Annotated in this window: 19 protein-coding genes; 8 read left to right on the top strand and 11 right to left on the bottom strand. The window is 43.3% G+C overall.

All coding sequences use genetic code 11. From position 1 onward, the window contains the following. Positions 1–8: 8 nt before the first annotated feature. From QSH61_RS16375 to QSH61_RS16350, 6 genes are all read right to left on the bottom strand, one after another. A complete protein-coding gene (locus QSH61_RS16375; protein WP_174170635.1) occupies positions 9–737 on the bottom strand; it encodes an SDR family NAD(P)-dependent oxidoreductase in 729 nt (242 codons plus the stop codon). Between the two features lie 2 nt (positions 738–739). Beyond that, entirely contained in the window at positions 740–1228 is a 489-nt protein-coding gene (locus QSH61_RS16370; protein WP_010607145.1) for an FKBP-type peptidyl-prolyl cis-trans isomerase, read from the bottom strand. Positions 1229–1329: 101 nt separating this feature from the next. Beyond that, positions 1330–2826 (bottom strand): LysM peptidoglycan-binding domain-containing protein, encoded by a 1497-nt coding sequence (locus QSH61_RS16365; RefSeq protein WP_502935074.1) that lies wholly within the window; start codon positions 2824–2826, stop codon positions 1330–1332. A gap of 27 nt (positions 2827–2853) precedes the next feature. After that, complete coding sequence (locus QSH61_RS16360; RefSeq protein ID WP_206473048.1) at positions 2854–3834, bottom strand: hypothetical protein; 981 nt, start codon at positions 3832–3834, stop codon at positions 2854–2856. Further along, on the bottom strand, positions 3834–4118 hold the full coding sequence (locus tag QSH61_RS16355; protein ID WP_010607148.1) for a cell division protein ZapA: 285 nt from the start codon (positions 4116–4118) through the stop codon (positions 3834–3836). The genes QSH61_RS16360 and QSH61_RS16355 overlap by 1 nt, the downstream gene beginning before the upstream one ends. Beyond that, complete coding sequence (locus tag QSH61_RS16350; RefSeq protein WP_010374211.1) at positions 4118–4345, bottom strand: hypothetical protein; 228 nt, start codon at positions 4343–4345, stop codon at positions 4118–4120. The genes QSH61_RS16355 and QSH61_RS16350 overlap by 1 nt, the downstream gene beginning before the upstream one ends. Before the next feature lie 234 nt (positions 4346–4579). Here QSH61_RS16350 and QSH61_RS16345 point away from each other — a divergent pair, with 234 nt between their 5' ends. Both QSH61_RS16345 and QSH61_RS24345 read left to right on the top strand, forming a co-directional pair. Continuing rightward, the gene (locus QSH61_RS16345; protein WP_102057574.1) at positions 4580–5422 is read left to right on the top strand and encodes a 23S rRNA (adenine(2030)-N(6))-methyltransferase RlmJ; all 843 of its coding nucleotides are present in this window, start codon (positions 4580–4582) and stop codon (positions 5420–5422) included. A gap of 384 nt (positions 5423–5806) precedes the next feature. Continuing rightward, positions 5807–5998 carry a hypothetical protein gene (locus QSH61_RS24345; protein WP_095728048.1) on the top strand — a complete coding sequence of 64 codons (192 nt, stop codon included), beginning with the start codon at positions 5807–5809 and terminating at the stop codon, positions 5996–5998. Between the two features lie 7 nt (positions 5999–6005). On the opposite strand, the gene QSH61_RS16340 is transcribed toward QSH61_RS24345, so the two are convergent. Both QSH61_RS16340 and QSH61_RS16335 read right to left on the bottom strand, forming a co-directional pair. Further along, complete coding sequence (locus QSH61_RS16340; RefSeq protein ID WP_174170595.1) at positions 6006–6575, bottom strand: PhnA domain-containing protein; 570 nt, start codon at positions 6573–6575, stop codon at positions 6006–6008. A 107-nt stretch (positions 6576–6682) separates the two neighbouring features. Continuing rightward, complete coding sequence (locus QSH61_RS16335; protein ID WP_174170596.1) at positions 6683–7420, bottom strand: substrate-binding periplasmic protein; 738 nt, start codon at positions 7418–7420, stop codon at positions 6683–6685. A gap of 209 nt (positions 7421–7629) precedes the next feature. On the opposite strand from QSH61_RS16335, the gene QSH61_RS16330 reads away from it, so the two are divergent. Further along, the gene (locus QSH61_RS16330; RefSeq protein ID WP_029215901.1) at positions 7630–8907 is read left to right on the top strand and encodes an EAL and HDOD domain-containing protein; all 1278 of its coding nucleotides are present in this window, start codon (positions 7630–7632) and stop codon (positions 8905–8907) included. A 122-nt stretch (positions 8908–9029) separates the two neighbouring features. Here the strand turns inward: QSH61_RS16330 and QSH61_RS16325 are convergent, their stop codons facing one another. The 3 genes from QSH61_RS16325 to QSH61_RS16315 all read right to left on the bottom strand — a co-directional run bounded on the left by QSH61_RS16325 (position 9030) and on the right by QSH61_RS16315 (position 13254). Next, entirely contained in the window at positions 9030–10514 is a 1485-nt protein-coding gene (locus tag QSH61_RS16325; protein WP_206473667.1) for a Ppx/GppA phosphatase family protein, read from the bottom strand. Between the two features lie 17 nt (positions 10515–10531). Further along, a complete protein-coding gene (gene ppk1, locus QSH61_RS16320; protein ID WP_174170598.1) occupies positions 10532–12628 on the bottom strand; it encodes a polyphosphate kinase 1 in 2097 nt (698 codons plus the stop codon). A 119-nt stretch (positions 12629–12747) separates the two neighbouring features. Further along, a complete protein-coding gene (locus QSH61_RS16315; protein ID WP_010607154.1) occupies positions 12748–13254 on the bottom strand; it encodes a glycine cleavage system transcriptional repressor in 507 nt (168 codons plus the stop codon). Positions 13255–13559: 305 nt separating this feature from the next. On the opposite strand from QSH61_RS16315, the gene QSH61_RS16310 reads away from it, so the two are divergent. The 5 genes from QSH61_RS16310 (at position 13560) to QSH61_RS16290 (ending at position 19859) form a co-directional block, all read left to right on the top strand. Next, a complete protein-coding gene (locus tag QSH61_RS16310; RefSeq protein ID WP_174170599.1) occupies positions 13560–15794 on the top strand; it encodes an ABC transporter permease subunit in 2235 nt (744 codons plus the stop codon). A 15-nt stretch (positions 15795–15809) separates the two neighbouring features. Continuing rightward, positions 15810–17459, top strand: coding sequence for a phosphate ABC transporter permease PstA (pstA, locus tag QSH61_RS16305; RefSeq protein ID WP_174170600.1), 1650 nt, complete (start codon positions 15810–15812; stop codon positions 17457–17459). Positions 17460–17486: 27 nt separating this feature from the next. Next, on the top strand, positions 17487–18314 hold the full coding sequence (pstB, locus tag QSH61_RS16300; RefSeq protein WP_010607157.1) for a phosphate ABC transporter ATP-binding protein PstB: 828 nt from the start codon (positions 17487–17489) through the stop codon (positions 18312–18314). Between the two features lie 23 nt (positions 18315–18337). Continuing rightward, positions 18338–19039 carry a phosphate signaling complex protein PhoU gene (gene phoU, locus QSH61_RS16295; RefSeq protein ID WP_010607158.1) on the top strand — a complete coding sequence of 234 codons (702 nt, stop codon included), beginning with the start codon at positions 18338–18340 and terminating at the stop codon, positions 19037–19039. A 142-nt stretch (positions 19040–19181) separates the two neighbouring features. Then, positions 19182–19859, top strand: a complete 678-nt coding sequence (locus tag QSH61_RS16290; RefSeq protein WP_010607159.1) for a TIGR00153 family protein — start codon at positions 19182–19184, stop codon at positions 19857–19859. The last annotated feature ends 17 nt before the right edge of the window (positions 19860–19876 follow it).

Below are 19876 nucleotides of genomic sequence, written 5' to 3'. Positions count from 1 at the left end.
TTCCTTTTTTACTGTGCAGTATAACCGCCATCAATGCTTTGTAGGCTACCTGTGATAAAGCTCGCATCCTCACTTAGCAAGAAAGCAACCAGCGCTGCAACCTCTTGCGGTTGCCCTAATCTACCCAATGGCTGCAACTGGGCTTCTTCTGCAACAATTTCTGCTTTATCAGCGCCGCTGCGCGCGCAGTAACTATCAATGGCATGATGGAATAACGGAGTTTCAATTGTGCCAGGGCACACTGCATTCGCGCGAATGTTAAATTTGGCGTAATCCAATGCTGTGGTTTTCGCCATCGAAGCAAGTGCACATTTAGAAAGGTTGTAAGCGAAAGAGTTAGGTTTACCAATAATTGCCTGATCCGAAGACATCAATACGATGCTACCGCTACCTTGTGATTTCATGCTTGGTAATACGGCTTGTATGGCAGCGTAAGCGCCTTTCACATTCAATGCAAAAAGGGCGTCAAGTGTGGCTTCGTCGGTATCTTCGATTGTTGCACTCAGATGTTTCCCCGCGTTTGAAACAAGCGCATCTATTTTCCCCGTTTCTGCGACTATATCTGCGATTGTTGCTTTTACATCGGCGACTTTACTGACGTCACAATGGCGAAAAATCCCTTGTTCACTGGGCTGAATATCGAGGTTATAAACGGTGTATTGTTGCGATAGCAGCTTGTTGACAATGGCGGCGCCAATGCCAAAGCTGCCACCGGTAACGATGGCAACTTGGTTCATCATTAGTGTCCGCAGCCGCCAGCAGCGTGTACGTGACCATGTGAAATTTCTTCTGCAGTTGCTTCGCGTACAGAAAGGATCTCAACATCAAACGTTAATGTTTTGCCTGCGAATGGGTGGTTTAAGTCGCAATCCGCATTGAAGCGTCCTACCTTTACTACTTTAACCTGATGACGACCTTGGTTTGAATCGACAATAGCAGTCATGCCTGGCTTCCAAACTTTGCTGTCACCAAGACCTTGAAGGTGCTTAATAGGGATGCGCTGTACTAGACCTTCTTGATATTCGCCATAAGCTTGCTCTGGCGTTAAGGTTACCGTAAAGCTATCGCCACCGGTTTTACCTTCAAGTTCACTTTCAAGACCAGGTAGCATGCCTTCAGTACCGTGCAGGTAGTTTAGTGGCTCGCCTTCTTTGCTTGATTCGATTTGGCTGTCACCTTCGTGAAGTGTGTAGTGAAACTCTACCACTGTGTTCTTTGCAATTTGCATAAGTAAACCTTAAATAAATAGTATTCGGTGACGCCATTTAGCATCCACCTGTAAAGCGTGTAGTTTACGTGAGTGCGCTTCTTGGACGCAAGTCTATCCCTTTAATTTGGGCTCTCACTTTGCTTTGGCTTGCCATGGCGCAGTATTGATTGGAGCGCTTCAATGCTAGAGATTGAGGAGCTAGCTGGTTGAGTCTTATTGCTTTTTGGTGCAGCAGGAGCTGGTAAAAACACCATTAACACTTTGCCAGGTTTTAATAGACTCTGCGCCGTGAGTGAATTCCAATTTAATAAATCTTTTACCGCGACCTTGTAGTGACGGCTGATAGTCCACAATGACTCGCCTTGTTTTATGGTGTGGTGATGTTCCACTTGAGGTATGGGCTTGGCTTTTATTTCTTTAATATAAGGGCTTACGTCATAGTCGATGAGTAAGTCTAACTGCTCATTACTCTCGGAAACTAATAGCTTTTCGCCAACTCGGATCAAATCAGAGCGCTTATTGTTCAGCGCTTTTAGTGCACTAACACTCATCCCCGCATTTAATGCGATGCGGTAGAGTGTGTCGTTAGCTTTGACAGTGTAGCCTTGGCTGAAGTTTTCCCTGAAAAATGCACTTTCCAATAATGCTTGCTCGGATAATGGCAATAACACTTTGTGTGGACCGTTTGGAGAGCTTCTATGTTTTAAGATCCCTTGATTGAGTGCGTATAGTTGACGCTTTTTGATACCACTGAGTTTTGCCAGTTGATTGACGTCAAATTGCTGTCCAATATCAAGTATCGACGTAGTGGCCTTGTTGGGCAAACTTGGTATCTTAAAACCCTTGGGTGAGGTTTTTAGTAAGTGGCTAAGCGCTAAGAGTTTGGGCACGTAGTCTGCGGTTTCTTTTGGTAATGTTAAGTGCCAAAAGTGGGTCGACTTTCCTGCTTTTTTATTCTTTGCGATGGCTTTTTTGACACGCCCTTCACCTGTGTTGTAGGCCGCAAGCGCGTGTAGCCAGTCACCATCAAAGCGTTCATGCAAATACAGCAAATAATCAAGCGCGGCGTCAGTCGATGCTAACACATCCTGTCGACCGTCATACCATTCGTCTTTCTTGATGCCGAAATGGTAGGCAGTGGCATCCACTAACTGCCAAACTCCAACAGCATTTTGTTGCGATTTGGCCTTTGGTCTAAAGTCACTTTCGACAAAAGGAAGTAATGCGATTTCAACAGGAAGACCTTTGCGCTCTACCTTTTTTACTACGTGATAAAAGTAGGGGGCGGCGCGCTTATTTACCACATTGAGATAATTAGGCTGTGATAAATACCATTTTATGCGCTTATCAAGCCTTGGGTGAGATGCAGTATTAAAACTGAGCTTTTGGCGTATGTGTTGCCATAAATCATCGTCTCTGAGGGGGGCTTTAACGGTAGTGGCTTTGGGTGGTTTTACCTCAACTATAGCTGGAGGCATGACTGGCTTTTCTACGGGCACTTGTGTGAGAGCCGACAAAATGGCTTGCCTACTCACTTGTGGACTGCTACTGCTTTTACACCCAGAGAGCATGGTTAGTAATATTAACCCGCTTAGCTGTATTAATACTCTGTTCATCCTTTAACTATACCGAGAGGTTAAGTTTTATTCAAAATTTCTTTGCTGCTGAAAGTGTTGCCACTGTAATAACGCGCGTTGCTGCATGTGTTTATTTGGATATAGAATGCTTATCTTTTCAACCACTTGTTGACTATCTTGTAACGCTAATAAAGCCAAAAATTGTGCTGGAGTGCTCAGCATTTCAGGACGATAGGGTTTTCCTGTTGCAGGTAATATCCAATCAAGTGCATAGCTATTAAAGCGAGCAATAGTTTGCTGCCACTGTGTAGTATGCGGTAAATGTGCAAGTGGGATCTGATCCACGCTATAACCTGCTATCAAGCCTTGATATTTTGGCAGATAAACACTGATGTCATGACCGCTAAAGCCCGTGACTTGAGTAAGCTCAACCACTACACCTCCTAGCTCCACGGTTGTAGGCGCGTTATCAATGGCTTTACTTGATGGCGCTTGTGTGGCGAGCTTGGACCACGTTGCAATCCTACTTTTTGCCAGTGCAAGTTTGGTTTGCCACTTCGTTCGTTCACTTGGTTCTAGAGACGCGATACGATTTTCACTAAGCATGACGCTTTGGTTAAAAAGCTCAAGCTGTGCGTGAAAGGCAGTCGTCAATGCGTTGGCTGATGTTGCCGTTGGGCTTAGCCATTGTAAATTTGGATAAGCATGCTTGAGTAGCACTATGCTGGTGTCTTGTTTGATATCGGCATGCAAAGAGATTACGTAACAAAGCGGAACGGTGAGGCGCTTTTCTAATTCGTGGATCAAGGCCTCTGTGGTGACAAGATCGCCATGTATGGATGCCAACAGTGCACACTGTTTGCCGATAACTAAAGCTTGATTGGGCTGTAAAGCGCTATCTTTTCCTTTGATAAAATAAACCGCGTCATTGACTTTATGGAACTGATTAGCATTGGCGGCAGTACTTTGAAAACTCGCCGCCAATAGAATGAGACCCCAAACTAGAGAGATGCTACATAAGATAGGGTTGCTCCAGTATGTCGGCATTATTCGCCTGCAGGCAGCACTAACTTGTCGATGAGCGTGGAAACGAACTCTGCGTCTTGCTGTTGCTTTGCTTCCAATGCTTGTAAATCATGACAAAGGTGTAAGGCTGCGAGTAGTAACGCATTGTGATCATTGCGAACGGTTGAGCGTTTACGCATTTCTTCTACACGTCGGTCTAAAAGCGCTACGGCGTTATGCAGCGCTTCTTCTTGATCTGGCGCACATGCAAATTGATGTGACTTGCCAAGTAACGTCACTGTTACTTGGTTATTCTGCTCAGACATTAGCTAGCCTGTTGAGTTTGCAACTTATCAAGTAGGCCAGATAAAGATGAACTAAATTCTTTTTGCTTTTCTTCGCTTTCTAGCATTTCAAGCTGTAGGGTTTCATTTTCATCGATGAGTTTTTGATTTTGTTCTTTCAGTGCCGAAACTTCCGATTTTAACTGGTTATTTTGGCTCAAAAGTTGGTCAATCAACTGGTCGAGTTTTTGGAGATCTTGGTTATTCATAAATGCGCTCATATGACTGTGATTTGTCATGCAAATGTAAAACAAAGCGGCTAAGGATGCTAGTGTTTACGCGACTTTCTGCTGATTTTTCTCAACTTTTAAGAGATAATGCCGATATTGGAATATTTTGTTCAGAAGTGATTCAGTCTAAAGTTAAAAATTGATGAATCATTGCTCAAATTTAGCTCAGGTTTATTTCACCTGTGTTGTTATTATTTTTATCAAGGCGGGGTTATGCTCAGTTACCGACATTCTTTTCATGCAGGAAACCCTGCCGATGTGATCAAACATTTAGTATTGGCAGAAGCTTTGTCATACATGGCTAAAAAAGATAAGCCGTACGATTACGTGGATACGCACTCTGGCGCTGGTTTTTTTGAGCTAGCGAGTAGTGATGCACAAAAAACTCAGGAGTATCTGCAAGGCATCGCTAAGCTGTGGGATTATTCTGGATCCGTGTCGGCAATTAGCGATTATGTTGCATTAATCAAATCATTTAACGAAGGCGATAAATTAAGCCATTATCCCGGTTCTCCTAAGGTAGCGGAGCACTTCTTACGTCGTCAGGATAACGGTTGGTTTTTTGAGCTACATCCAAAAGATCTTGAGCTGTTAAAGCAAAATACGGCACATAAAAAGTCACTGCGCGTCACTGGGAGTGACGGTTTTAAAGGGCTATTAGGATTGGTGCCTCCAGCTTCACGCAGAGCCTGCGTGCTAATGGATCCTCCTTATGAGATCAAATCCGATTATGATGTTGCGGTCAAAAGCATCATAAAAGCGCACAAAAAGTTTGATTCCGGCGTCTATATGATCTGGTATCCCGTTGTTGACCGTGAACGCATTGATGCAATGGAGTCGAGCCTGATTGAATCTGGAGTGCGTAATATTCAAGTGTTTGAACTTGCCACCCGCGCAGATACACAAGAACGAGGCATGACGGCTTCTGGTATGATGGTGATCAATCCGCCTTGGACCTTAAAGAAAATCATGGATAAAGTGTTGCCTGAGCTGGTTTCGTTATTGGCTGAGGATGATGGTGCGTTTTACCGCAGCATTCAATTAGTAGAAGAATAGTAAAAATAAACTGCTAAGCTATCTAACCTGAGGTTTGGATAAGGAATGTTCCAACTCATTGTTTCTAAAGAACAGCTTAGTTATTTCCTTTTCTAGCCAGAGAGTTTTAGGGAAAACACCGCTTCCGCGTCCTGCTCTCGCTAAGGTACCTACATCCTGTAGGCAAGGCGAATTTACGCACCAATAGCTGGCTATTGGAAGTGAATTCAACGCAGTTAGCGCTAAAACTGGCTGCTAGAAAGGCATTAATTATCCGCAGCTCAGGTTATCTAGGGCCTGTTTACCTTTCAAGTTTGTTTTTGCAGCAGTTTGATTGGTATTTGTACAAGGCAGAGCCTGCGTAGCATAGTTATTCTATGTGAGTCAGGCGATAACACAGTAGAAATGCTAATCAAGCGCTGCCCTTTGGGTTCACCTGAGTGCGCTTTGTTCATTGTTGCTCAACTTTTGCCTAGATTACTAGGCGGCAAGTCGAGCGTCGCGACCAAAACACACTCAGGAGAACAAAAATCAAACAGCAAAGATCAACAGGCCCTAGTCGATAAAGTATTGAAGAGACTTAGCAGTTTATCTTAGGGCCTAGTTATTTCTTAACAAACTTCGTTAAAATAACGATGTTTTGACCTTCTACACGACCTTCAATATGCTCTGGGTTTGAAGGCGAGAGGCGAATGTTACGTACCGCAGTGCCGCGTTTTGCAACTAGGCTACTACCTTTAACATCCAAGTCTTTAATCAAAGTCACTGTGTCACCAGCGTTCAGTTTCACCCCGTTACTGTCTAGGTGAACAAGGTCGTCATCCTCTGCAAGTGCTTGATCTGCCCATGCTCGAGTCTCATCTTCTAGATACAGCATGTCTAATGCATCTTGAGCCCAACCATTATCTGGCGCGAGGCGTTTAAGCATACGGTAGGCAACAACCTGAACGGCAGGAACTTGGCTCCACATACTATCGTTTAAACAGTGCCAATGGTTGGCTTCTAAATCCTGTTGACCTTCAACCTGTGGTTTGCACTGGCTACAAAGATAAACACATTTGTCAGAATGCGCCTCGGCGACTGGTGGTACTTCGTATACTTCGAGACCATCCGTTGAGGTACATAGCTCACATTGATTGTTACTGCGCTCAGCAAGCGCGGCAGCGATAGTCATAATGATTTCCCAAGCTGTAAAAGCGCCATTATACCAAATGCGTCAATTGATGCTCAATTTATGGGAAGAATTTATGCGTATAACTTGATCTATGTCCAGAGCAGAGGTTATCTGCCACCTTTTGCGTGTATAGGTAGTTGGGAAATATACTGCTGTTCTATTTTTTCGATTTCACCTGAGAGTTTGAGTTGTGCGATAGCTTGATTTATCCGCTTAAGTAATCCTTGATGCTTAGCTAACAGGCGTAGCTGCAACATCCCTTCTGAATGTAGCTGGTTGAAGCTAAAAGTAATACCAAGTTGTTCTGACCAATATAATGCGGGTAAATCACCAATGATAATATACTCAATCCGCCGTAAGTTTAAGGCCTGAAGTAGTTCCTTTTCGGATGCGAAATCAACTCGCTCGAATAGTTGGTCATCATGGTAGTAGTAGCCTCTCACTGTGCCAACTTCGATACCCGCTAGGGTTAGTATTGGAGGTTGGGACTGACGGGTAACAACGTACTCTTTAATAGGTAGAATGGGGTCTGAATAGATAAATCTATCATCTTGCTTTTGCTGTTCGTTCAACCAATCTGGGCTGATAATATCAAAATCAATTTGCTGCTTTTCTAAATAAAAGTTAGTACGTTTAGCTGGGAGAAGTAAGTTTTCGCCTTTGATATTTGCCTTTATCAAAATGGCTTCCACCATTTCGGGTAGGATCCCGGGCGCATCTTCGCTGTGAGTAAAATAAGGGTAAAAGCTTCCCGAGCCACTTAAACTGTATTTTAAGTAGGGGACTTGTTCTGCCTTAGTCAAACCGGCAAAGGCGAATAACCAGACGATCAAAACTTGCTTCATGCACTCATCTTAGCTTAACTTTTCTTAGACAGGCAAGCCGCTGGCGTTCTGTGAATTAAAAGCCTACTCTTTATAAGGACTTAGTTTAATAAGTTGGTAACTTTTGGTTATAAGTGTTGTAAAATAGCGAAACTTTTTTATTGCTCGGGGCGTTACCATATTATACGCTCCATGATACGTGGTTTCCTTTTACTTAATAAAGGATACGAATGTTAATGAGTGGTCCGGTGACTGAAGTACGTAAATCAGCAGTGCAGTATATTGCACGACAGGCCATTTTGCGGCCAGATCAAGAAGTCTTTGCCTATGAGTTGCTTTACAGAGACTCAGATAACAATGCTTTCCCTGTAGGGGTGAGCGATGGGCAAGCGACTGGGCGAATGTTTTTTAACTCCTTAATGTTTATCGGCGTAGACCGTTTGGCCGCGGGACAGCTTGCCTTTATAAACCTATCCGACGAATCCTTGCTGCAGGAATTACCTAGCTTATTAGCGCCACAGAAAATTGTGGTGGAAATCGTTGAGCGCTCTAAAAATATTCCTTCACTGGTGAATACGGTGACTAAGTTAACAGAGAAAGGCTACCGCTTTGCGCTAGATGACTACGATGGCACGTCAAAGTGGGATCCGTTGTTACCACTCATGGAATTCGTCAAAATAGAGGTTGAGCAGCCAATTATAAAAACCAATATGACGGTAAAAAAGCTCAAGCGTCAGTATCCAGATATTAAGGTGATTGTTGAGCGTATCGAATCAAAAGAAGAGTTCGAGATCATCAAATCATCTGGAGCAGACTTTTTCCAAGGTTTCTTTTTCGCCAAGCCTGAAATGCTCAACCATGGCAACGTGGAACCGTCGAAAATGGTGGTGTTTCAGCTGCTACAAGCAACAGCAAGAAAGTCTTTATGCTTCAAAGAAATACAAACTAGAGTAAGTAAAGATCTGAGTTTAACCGCACGACTGCTAAAACTGGCGAACGCGAAAGCCGGTGAAGACAGGTTAGAAATTAAGTCTATCTCTCAGGCCGTAGTGTATTTAGGTGAAGACGCAATTAGGCAGTTTGTTAAAGTACTCGCGTTGAGCGAATTGGGTTCAGATAAACCCAGTGAGCTGACAAGAATGGGGTTAACTCGTGCCAAGTTTGTGGAAACATTTTTGATGCCAGGGGGCGAAGAAATGGCTGAAACCGGCTATTTGCTTGGTCTTATGTCCATCCTTGACGTGATACTTGATGTTGATCTTGCTGTGATAGCAGCAGAATTTTCTCTCGATGATTCGCTTTCCAGCGCGTTACTGAGTTATCAAGGGTTGCTTGGTGGAGCGCTACGTTTAGCATTCGAAATTGAGCGCAATGACTGGCGAGAAGCTGAGCTTATTTTACAAGCCATTCGACCTGCTACACCGACCAATTATCTCTATGATATGGCGCTTTCTAGTCGAGCTTATGCAGATGAAATCCTCTCTATTGTGGCAGGTGATGAACAGTAGCTCTCACCTGTCAATGTGAGAAGGTAAGTAACTTGAGCTGTGGATAATTAGCGCCTTTCTAGCAACCTGTTTCAGTTCTAACGACGTCGAATTCTCTTCCAATAGCCAACTATCGGTATTACTTATCCAAAGCTCAGGTTAAATTGAATACCTATTGTTTTTAAGTAGTTTTGTTCTTGCTCTAAATCTGCTTGAAACAGTGAATGTGATTCGAGCCATTCAGTTGCTATGTGAAGTATCAAGGCGTTATCAACAGCCGTGATGCTGAGCTCTGGAAGTTGGTCTTGTTGGCGTTTTTGGTTCACTAAAACGCTGAGACGAAACACAGCCAAAATACGGTTGAAGTGGATTAGCTCTTCTTCGATTAACTCTGTTAACTCTGGCATTTTTATCTTTTTTCGATAAAAGCGTACAAGTGCACTTAGCCTTAATTGCTGGGCTTGAGTAAAGCCTGGAAGTTGACTGTGCCTGACAATATAAGCACCGTGTTTATGCATGCCAGAAGAGTTAATGGCAAGCCCAACTTCGTGGAGTTTTGCTGCCCAACATAACATTTCGACATCATAAGAGGATAGTTGCCATTGCGCTTTTAGTTGAGTGGTAAAAAGTTTGATGGTTTCACAAATATTTTCGGCGTGTTGTTTATCAATATTATAGTGATCGCTGAACGTGTTAATTGTGCGAGTTCGAATATCAAACTCGTCGGTTTGATGCATTTCAAACAATAAACCTTCTCGCAATGCATATTCACTAAGGCGCATGCGCTCGAGTCCTAACTGTCTAAACAGTGCTATCAATACAGCAAGGCCGCCAGCAATACTGGTTTTTCGCTCCTCTGGTAGTGCTTTTAAGGAGACGTTGTCTATGTGTCCTGCATCAATAAATAACTGCTTAATTTGCTCCAAAATAGGCAGGGTAATTTCATCGGCTTGAATGAGTTCGTGAACCATGGCCGCAATCGCTTTAATGGTACCAGAAGTACCGATAACGGTATTCCAGCCGAGTCTTAAGTAGCTCGCGGTAATACTTTCAATTTGTTGTTCTGCTTTTATTTCTGCCTTTTTGAATCGTTTTGCAGATAATTTACCGTCAGCAAAGTAGGCTTTTTGCATGGTTACGCAGCCCACATTGCGACTACTTAACAGTTTGTGTGTAAGGTGCTGACCAATGACCAACTCTGTGCTGCCTCCACCGATGTCGATAACCAAACGGTTATGACTATCATGTTCATGGTTGGCGACCCCTTGGTAAATAAGACGAGCTTCTTCTTGGCCTGAAATCACATTGATTGGATATGGAAAAACTTGTTTTGCCTTCGCGAGAAAATAATTAAGGTTTTTGCAGTTTCGCAGCGTATAGGTTGCTACTACTTGCACGGACTCTCTCGGAAAATCATGTAGTGTCGTCGCAAATTGCGAGAGGGTATCTAATGCTCGGGCGATCGCGTCGTCACTTAAATTAAAATCATCATCAAGGCCCGCGGCCAAGTACACACGCTGCTTTTCTTTATGGAGGAGTTGAAGGCGACCATCTACTTCTCTTGCTACAACAAGGTGAAAACTATTCGAACCTAAGTCCACTGCGGCAATAGAAGGGTAGTCGCGCATATATTCTTCCTCAACGGTTATTCTTTCGCTTCATTTAATTGGTGTAACTCCCATTTTTTTAAATGGTCATAAATCGCGATCTGAGAGCGAATTTTTTTACGGTTACCTCGGCGAACGTACAGATTCTTCTGTTCGGCGTCAATAATTCTGGCTTTGGTGCGATCTTTAAACTGCAGTTCAATAATATCGATAATTAGTTTCTTCAAATGCTCGGCATAAATAGGCGTGCCTACTTCAACTCGGTGGTCGAGGTTACGGGTCATCCAGTCTGCTGACGAAATATACACCTTGGGGTCGCCGTTATTATCGAAAATCATCACTCGCGGGTGTTCTAAGAAACGATCGACGATACTAATGATCTTTATATTATCGCTAAACTGTGTAAGGCCTGGTACAAGGGCACACATACCTCGCACAATGAGGCGGATCTTGACGCCTTTACGTGATGCTTCGTAAAGTTTATCAACGAGCTGCTTGTCAACTAAATTATTGATTTTAATTGTTACTTTTCCTGTTCTCCCTTGCTCTGCATGAGTTATCTCTTCATCGATCAACTCTACAATTCTACTGCGTGCATTGATGGGGGAAATCATCAGGTGTTCGAATTTAAACGGTAGATAACTACTCTCAATAAAGCGAAACACGCTATCGCATTCTTCCGTAATATCGGGGTGTTTGGTAAACAGACTGAAATCAGTATAAATCCGAGCCGTTTTTTCGTGGAAGTTACCCGTTCCTATGTGTGCATATTTGACGATTTTGCCTTTTTCTCTGCGGTGAACCACACAAAGCTTACTATGGACCTTAAGCGCTGGTATGCCAATCATGACCTTAATACCGTATTCACTCATGAGTTTTGCCCACTCAATATTATTTTGCTCATCGAAGCGGGCTTTCAATTCAACCATCACGGTGACTTTTTTGCCATTTTTTGCTGCATTGATCAATGAAGCGATCAATCGAGATTGCTTTGCCACACGATAAATGTTGACCTTGATTTGCGTCACTCTGGGGTCAAACGCCGCTTGGCGGATATATTCCAGCATGTGATTGAAGGTATGGTAGGGGTAGTACAGTAAGATATCTTGAACTGAAATTGCGCGAAAGACACTGCTATATTTTGAAAAGGCTGCGCTTTTAAGCGGCGGCAGGGGCTTGTTTTCTAGATAGCCGCGACCAACATTTGGAAAAGAAATAAAATCCCGAAAATTGCGATATCTACCGCCTGGGATCATGGCATCTTGACCTGTCACTCCTAAGCGCTTTTTCATCAGCTTGATCATTTCTTCCGGCATAGATTCTTCATATACCAAGCGCACTGGTTCGGCATATAAGCGCTGTTTGAGACCTTTAGACATGGTATCTAACACGCCTTCTTCAAGCTCATCATCTAAGTTGTATTCGGCGTCACGAGTGAGTTTCATCGAATAGGCGTCAATGCGTTCAAATTTGAAGAAGCTCTTAAACACATCGGCTATAAAAAATCGAATAACGTCATCGAGCAACACAATCGTTTTATGCCGACGAGTTTTTTCTGGCGGCAGTTGGACAAAACGATTCAGGCGATCAGTAGGGACTTCCAAAAAAGCGTGATGCTGCTTTTCACCATTTAGCTCCACAAAAAGGTGGGTCATGGTGTCATTGATATTGTCTGAATAGTCCTTACTTTCGTTAATCATCATTGGCAATAGGTGAGGTAGTACTTGGTCTTTAAAATAGTTGGCTAGCCAATTCTTATGGAAATCCGATAGCGCATCCGGTTGCTTAATATGAATGTGATGCTCATTTAAGTCGATGAGGATCTGGTCATAAATAGCATTAAACTTTTTACCTAGTTCCAACACTTTCTTCTGAATGTCGGCGAGCAGTGCTTCGTCTTCGTCGAAATTCGTTTCAGGAAGGTTATTTAATAAGATACGGCGTTTTACATCTGCAACTCGTACTTGGAAAAACTCGTCTAAGTTGTTGGAAAATATACCAAGAAACCGGATCCGTTCAATGATCGGGTTGGTTGGGTCCTTGGCTTCTTGTAAAACACGTTCGTTAAAAGAGAGCCAGCTTAATTCTTTGGCAAAGTACGTGATAGTTTTATGCTCTGGAGATACGGCCTGCATGGTTCTTTCCATAGGTACAGCTTATTTTTACAGCTTAAGCAGGGTGTGTGACATAATTATGACAAACACAACGCGCCTGTCGTGTTTGTCATGTAACTATCATGAGTATAGTGAAGGTTTTAGCTTTCTTCTATGTCCACGATCAAATCACTGGTGATTGACTCGAGTGCTTCAATTACGTTTTCCTTGACCGTACCTGCAGGTAAAGTCACGGTTGCGAAAGCGCTGAAAATAGGCAGTCCCCAGTTTGGAGCACTACGTTGTTTTGAGGTTAGATGCGTGATGTTTGCGCCTTTGTGACGAATAACCGTAGCAAGCTCTTGCACAATTCCCGGTCTATCGTTGCCTGTAATGATTAAATTTAATGTGTCTGGCTCATCCTGCACTTGCAAGCTTTCGCCTGATTCAACGCTAACGTCTAAACCAGGCAACTTATGCAATGCATCTTGTATTTCTTGCAAATGTTCTTCTGCAACTTCAACCTGTACGATGCCCGCGAATTGTCCGGCAAGATGGCTTAAGTTACTGGTTAACCAGTTGCCATGGTTAGAAAGAATAGTGGAAGAGATTTCCTCAACGAGACCCGGTCGGTCCTTACCTATAAGTGTTAATATTAACTGCTTCATATCATGTCTCTTTTTTTGTGGCGCCCGTGGGCGAAAAAACGAATTCGGCGCATGATTTAGACTAGTCTAAAAACTTACTTTGTCCAGTGTCTAAAAACACTTAATGTAAAGAAATGCAACGGAATTTTTGTATTTACTCTAGGCTAACAATCAGAGTACTTTTTGAGCCGATTAGTTCCATTATTTTTATAATGAATTTGAAGGCCAAGACCGATTGAAGAAAGTGCAATTGTGTCTCGGGTGTAACACAACTGTCATCTTGATGAAATATAATGCCCTCAATTTTTAAACCAAAGGGTATATTGATGACTTCAAATCCGCAAAAGCCATCCTTTAAAACGGATAGAAGCCGTCTCTTTAAAGACAGGTTTGCACAATTTGGCATTACTTCTGGTGGAGTAATGGTATTAGTCGCACTTTTACTTATCTTCTTCTACTTACTATATGTTGTTCAACCAATCTTTGAATCGGCAAAGGTTGAGAAGCGTATGGATATTCAGCTTACACAAGACAAAACATATTTAGGTGTAGGGGTAGAAGAACAGACGGAAATTGCGTACTTACTCGGCAGCAGAGGTTCGGTAGATTATTACCAGATAAAAGGTGAAAGCGCCGGTAAATTACTAGATACATTGGATGTTGAACTTGACGGTAATATTACAGCATTTGCAGAAAGTGCGCCTTTCTTAGGGCAATATGCATTTGGTCTGGATAACGGTCAGGTACAACTGGTGAAGCCGATGTTCACGGTAAGCTTTCCGGGAAATCAACGTGTCTTAACTCCTCGCTTAAGTTATCCACTTAATGCGAAGCAACTGATTGTTGATGAACAAGGGCAAGCAATTCGTAAATTCGCCTTTAGTCACTTCGAAGACAAAACCGCTGTTGTTGCACAGACTGCGGATAAACGTGTGATTTTTGCCTCCTTTGTTGCAGAAGAAAATATGTTTACTGGAGAGGTTGAATGGGTGGTTGAGCGTACCGAGCTAGATATTGATGGTCGCGTTGATGAGTTACTTATTTCTCCAGACACGTCGCGCACATTTGTTCGCTCAGCAAATCAAGTTTACGTCTTTGATTCTCGCTATGCTTCTGAAGTTGAGTTATTCCAGTTGCTTGCTGCAAATGAAGAAAATGCCAACTTGGTCGATATGAACCTACTAGCGGGCGCCAACTCATTAATGCTTGCTAACGACAACGGTGAGGTTTCACAGTGGTTTGAAGTCAATACCGATGATGGACGCCAGTTTGCTAAAATCCGCTCTTTTGAGACGCCAAAGAGCAAACAGGTCAAACTATTTAGTGAATATTATCGTCGTACTTTCTTCACGACTAATGAAAATGGTCAATTAGGTCTATATTACACCACCAGTGAAGCGCACTTATGGCAAGGTAAAATCACAGATAAAGCTGTACAAAAGTTTGCGGTAGCACCACGTGCTAATGCGGCTTTGTTACTCGCCGATGATACGTTAACGGTGGTAGAACTACACAATGAACACCCAGAAGTAACTTGGTCTGCTTTGTGGCAAGAAGTGTGGTACGAAGGGTATCCTGAGCCTGCTTACACTTGGCAATCAACCTCTGCGAGTGATGACTTTGAGTCGAAATTCTCATTAGTGCCTATTTCATTTGGTACCATTAAAGCGGCGCTTTATGCCATGTTGTTTGCTGTTCCTATTGCATTAGCGTCAGCAATCTACACTGCCTATTTCATGTCGAGTGAATTACGCCGCGTGGTGAAACCAACGGTCGAGATAATGGAAGCACTACCAACGGTTATCTTGGGCTTCTTGGCGGGCCTTTGGCTTGCTCCTTTAATTGAAACGCATCTACCTGCCGTGGTTGCTTTATTGGTGCTATTGCCAATCGCGATGATAGCAACGGCATTTGGCTGGACTAAGTTACCTGCAAAAGTGAGACACGTTGTGCCTGAAGGTTGGCATTCAATCTTACTGATCCCTGTTGTGCTTATCGTAGGCTGGATTTCATTTGCCATGAGCGCTGGTATTGAGTCTTGGTTGTTTGGCGGTAATGTGCGTCAGTATCTAACCAATGAGTTAGGTCTAACATTTGACCAGCGTAACTCGCTAGTCGTGGGTATCGCGATGGGTTTTGCGGTTATTCCTACAATCTTTTCTATTGCAGAAGACGCGGTATTTAGCGTACCTAAGCACCTTTCTAATGGCTCATTAGCACTCGGTGCCACGCAGTGGCAGACTTTGGTTCGTGTTGTATTACTGACAGCAAGTCCAGGTATCTTCTCTGCGGTAATGATGGGTCTTGGCCGCGCCGTAGGGGAAACCATGATTGTATTAATGGCAACAGGTAACACGCCAATTATGGATTGGAGTATCTTCCAAGGTATGCGTACGCTTGCTGCAAACATTGCGGTGGAAATGCCGGAGTCTGAAGTTGGCAGCTCTCACTATCGCATCCTGTTCCTAGCTGCCTTTGTATTGTTTATTTTTACTTTCGTATTTAACACCGTTGCTGAGTTTGTTCGCCAGCAGCTGCGTGAAAAGTACAGCTCAATGTAATTGGAGTGACATGACATGGTAAAACAGTGGTTTAAGTCAGGTTCTCCGTGGATCTGGATGACAGGTGGCGCGGTCAGTATTAGTTTGATTTCAGTAATTGGACTACTTGCGATGATCGCATGGAAAGGACTGAGCTTCTTTTGGCCATCAGAAGTTGTAGAAATGCATCTCGACGGTTCAGTTGCTAAGCAGACTGTTATTGGTGAAATATATGATCGCGAGATGGTGCCGAAGTCTCGCCTTGAAGCGGCTGGATTCGACCTTTCAGGCTACAACAGCGAGCAAATCGAGCGTTTACTCATTAAAACGGGTAACCGTGAATACGTAGAACTTGATTTCCGTTGGGTGTTATCAACAGACATCAAAAGCCAGTCTACGCCAGCGGAATTAGCGGTATTTGAGCGTAGTAAAAATGGTAATTTCTATGGTTATGTTGCTCGCGTTTTAGAAGACGGTAAAGTAGTAACTGACCAGCCGATAGAAAGGTTACATGAGCTTGTTGAGCGTGCCGTTGACCTTAATGACGAGGCGCTTGATCTACAAAATAGCGAAATCGGGCACATTAACTATGAGCTTGAACGTCTACGTTTAAAAGAAAAGTCGTATCAACTCGGTAATGACCTGACAGAGGAAAAGTTAGCAGAGTTAAATGCACGCCGTGCTGAGCTACGTGAAGATTACAAAGTCTTCGAAAAACGTTTATTTGAGCTAAGGAAGCAAGCAAAGCGTGACCAAGTTGTAGTGCGTGATATGCGTGGTGAAGAAGTGACTTTGCCGCTGTACCAAGTGTTGGACGTTTGGTTTCCAAATGACATGGGCTTTTTTGCCAAAGTGGGTCACTACTTAGTGCAAATCAGCAAGTTTGTGAGCGATGACCCGCGTGAAGCAAATACCGAAGGTGGGGTATTCCCTGCAATCTTTGGTACGGTATTTATGGTTATGCTGATGGCGGTGATCGTGACCCCATTCGGTGTTATTGCCGCAATTTATCTTCATGAATATGCAGCAAAGAACGCTGTGACTAAGATGATCCGCATCGCGGTGATCAACCTTGCAGGTGTTCCATCCATTGTATATGGGGTGTTTGGCTTAGGATTCTTCGTTTATATGCTAGGTGGGTCAATTGACGAACTTTTCTACCCTGAGGCTGCGCCAAGTCCTGTATTTGGTACACCAGGTGTGATTTGGTCTGCACTTACACTTGCTATCCTTACTTTGCCTGTGGTTATTGTATCCACGGAAGAAGGTCTGTCTCGGATCCCAAGCTCAGTGCGTCATGGTTCACTTGCGCTTGGTGCGACTCAAGCTGAAACCCTATGGCGGATCATTGTACCAATGGCAAGTCCGGCAATTATGACTGGTCTTATTCTTGCTGTTGCGCGAGCAGCGGGTGAGGTAGCTCCTCTGATGTTGGTTGGTGTAGTAAAGATGGCACCTACACTACCACTAGACGGAAACTTCCCCTATATTCACTTGGATCGTAAGTTTATGCACTTAGGGTTCCATATTTATGATGTTGGCTTCCAAAGCCCGAATGTTGAAGCTGCTAGACCTTTGGTTTATGCAACCGCGTTCCTACTGGTTACGGTGATTATTGCACTGAATATCACAGCGATTGGTATTCGTAACCACTTACGCGAAAAATTCAGATCGTTAGAGCATTAATAGTAAAGATTTTTAATAGGTAAAAACATGATTACAGTAGCGCCAGAAGTCAATCAAGCAAACGGCAATAACAAGCTTGATTTAGCAAACTTAAGTCCAGAACTCACCGCACTAGAGATCAAAAACCTAGATCTTTACTATGGTGATAAACAAGCCCTTAGCAACGTTAATATGTTGATCCCAAAAGGGCAGGTAACCGCGTTTATCGGTCCATCAGGTTGTGGTAAGTCAACGTTACTGCGTTGTATTAACCGTATGAACGACCTTGTTGATAGCTGTCGTATTGAAGGAGAAATCAACCTTCAAGGACAGAACATTTATGACAAGAGCGTAGATGTTGCGGCACTGCGCCGTAACGTAGGTATGGTATTCCAAAGACCAAACCCTTTTCCTAAGTCTATTTATGAGAATGTGGTTTATGGTCTGCGTCTGCAAGGTATCAAAGATAAGCGCAAGTTAGACGAAGTGGTTGAAAAGTCACTCCGTGGCGCCGCACTTTGGGATGAAGTAAAAGACCGACTTCACGACAGCGCATTTGGTTTATCTGGTGGTCAGCAGCAGCGTTTGGTGATTGCTCGCTCTATCGCGATTGAACCAGAAGTATTGTTACTTGATGAACCAACATCAGCACTCGATCCGATTTCAACATTGGTTATCGAAGAACTCATTAACGACCTGAAAAACAAGTATACTGTAGTTATCGTTACACATAACATGCAACAAGCTGCGCGTGTATCTGATCAAACTGCGTTTATGTACATGGGTGAGTTAATTGAGTATGCAGATACCAATACCTTATTCACCACGCCGTCTAAGAAGAAAACAGAAGACTATATTACAGGTCGTTACGGTTAAGGCGAGCTTGCGAGGAGAATATAATGGAACACAATATTAATAAGCATATTTCTGGCCGCTTTAATGAAGAGCTAGAAAACGTGAGAAATCACGTACTCAGTATGGGTGGATTGGTAGAGCAGCAACTAAACACTGCGCTTGATGCGGTTAACCACAATGATGCTGAAAAAGCGAAAAAGGTCAGTCAGAACGATTACAAAGTCAATGCGATGGAAGTGAATATTGACGAAGAATGTACACGTATCATCGCGAAAAGGCAGCCTGCAGCCAGTGACTTGCGTTTGGTTGTTGCCATCGCAAAAACGATTGCAGATCTTGAACGTATCGGAGACGAAGCGGAGCGTATTGCTAAAGTTGCATTGGATTCGTTTACCAAAGATCAGCAAGATCTATTGGTGAATATTGACAATATGGGTCGCCAAGTGTCACAAATGCTGCATGATGTGCTCGATGCGTTTGCCCGGATGGACGCGCAAAAGGCATTTGAAGTGCATAAAGCTGATGCCAAAGTGGACCGTGAATACGAAGCAGTAACACGCCAAATTATGACCTACATGATGGAAGACCCACGCTCGATTCCAAAAATTATGGATTTAATTTGGTCTGTGCGCTCATTAGAGCGTATCGGCGATCGTTGTCAAAATATTGCGGAATATGTGATTTATTTCGTAAATGGCAAAGATATTCGTCATACATCTCAAGAAGATATCGCAAAAACCTTGTGATGCTTATCAATTAGTTGCGCGCTTTCGGCGCGCAATTTCATAGTAAGTTCATCTAAACTTGCAATAAAACCGTTCACAACAGCGCTCAATGCTGTAAAATTACACTTTGCACATGCATACAAATATGATTTAAGGGTCAGTTATGCCTAGTAACGCGTTTTTAGGAGTATTTGCTAAATCTCCTATTAAGCCAATTGAAGAGCATATAAAAATAGTCCATCAAGCCAGTGCGGCTTTGATCCCATTTTTTAACCATGTCTTCAAAGGGGAGTGGACAGAAGCGGATGCAATTCGCATTGAAATCCGCAACCTAGAGCGTGAAGCAGATGAACTAAAACGTGAAGTACGTTTACATTTGCCTCGTGGTTTATTCATGCCAGTAGAACGGACTGACTTACTGGAACTTATCACCCACCAAGATAAGATAGCCAATAAAGCGAAAGATATCGCAGGTCGCGTTATCGGTCGTGAAATGGTCATCCCTGAATCCATTCAAAAAGACTTTCTTGCTTACGTCACTCGTTGTGTGGACGCAACTAAACAAGCATCAGAAGCGATTAATGAGTTTGATGAACTGCTTGAGACAGGCTTTAGAGGCCGTGAAGTCACTTTAGTTGAAAAAATGCTAGTTGAGCTCGATGCCATCGAGCAAGATACCGACGATATGCAAATTAAAATTCGTCGAGAGTTACGCGCTGTTGAAAGCGAGCTTAACCCAATTGATGCGATGTTTTTATACAAGATCATCGAATGGGTCGGTGGGCTTGCAGATATCGCAGAGCGCGTTGGTTCACGTCTTGAGCTGATGTTAGCTCGTTAATAAAAATCGATCTTTTA

The organism is Pseudoalteromonas sp. JC3, assembly GCF_030291895.1.
Taxonomy (GTDB): Bacteria; Pseudomonadota; Gammaproteobacteria; order Enterobacterales; family Alteromonadaceae; genus Pseudoalteromonas.
Note: the sequence above shows the minus strand (reverse complement) of the source record. Positions and strands in the feature narration are given on the sequence as shown.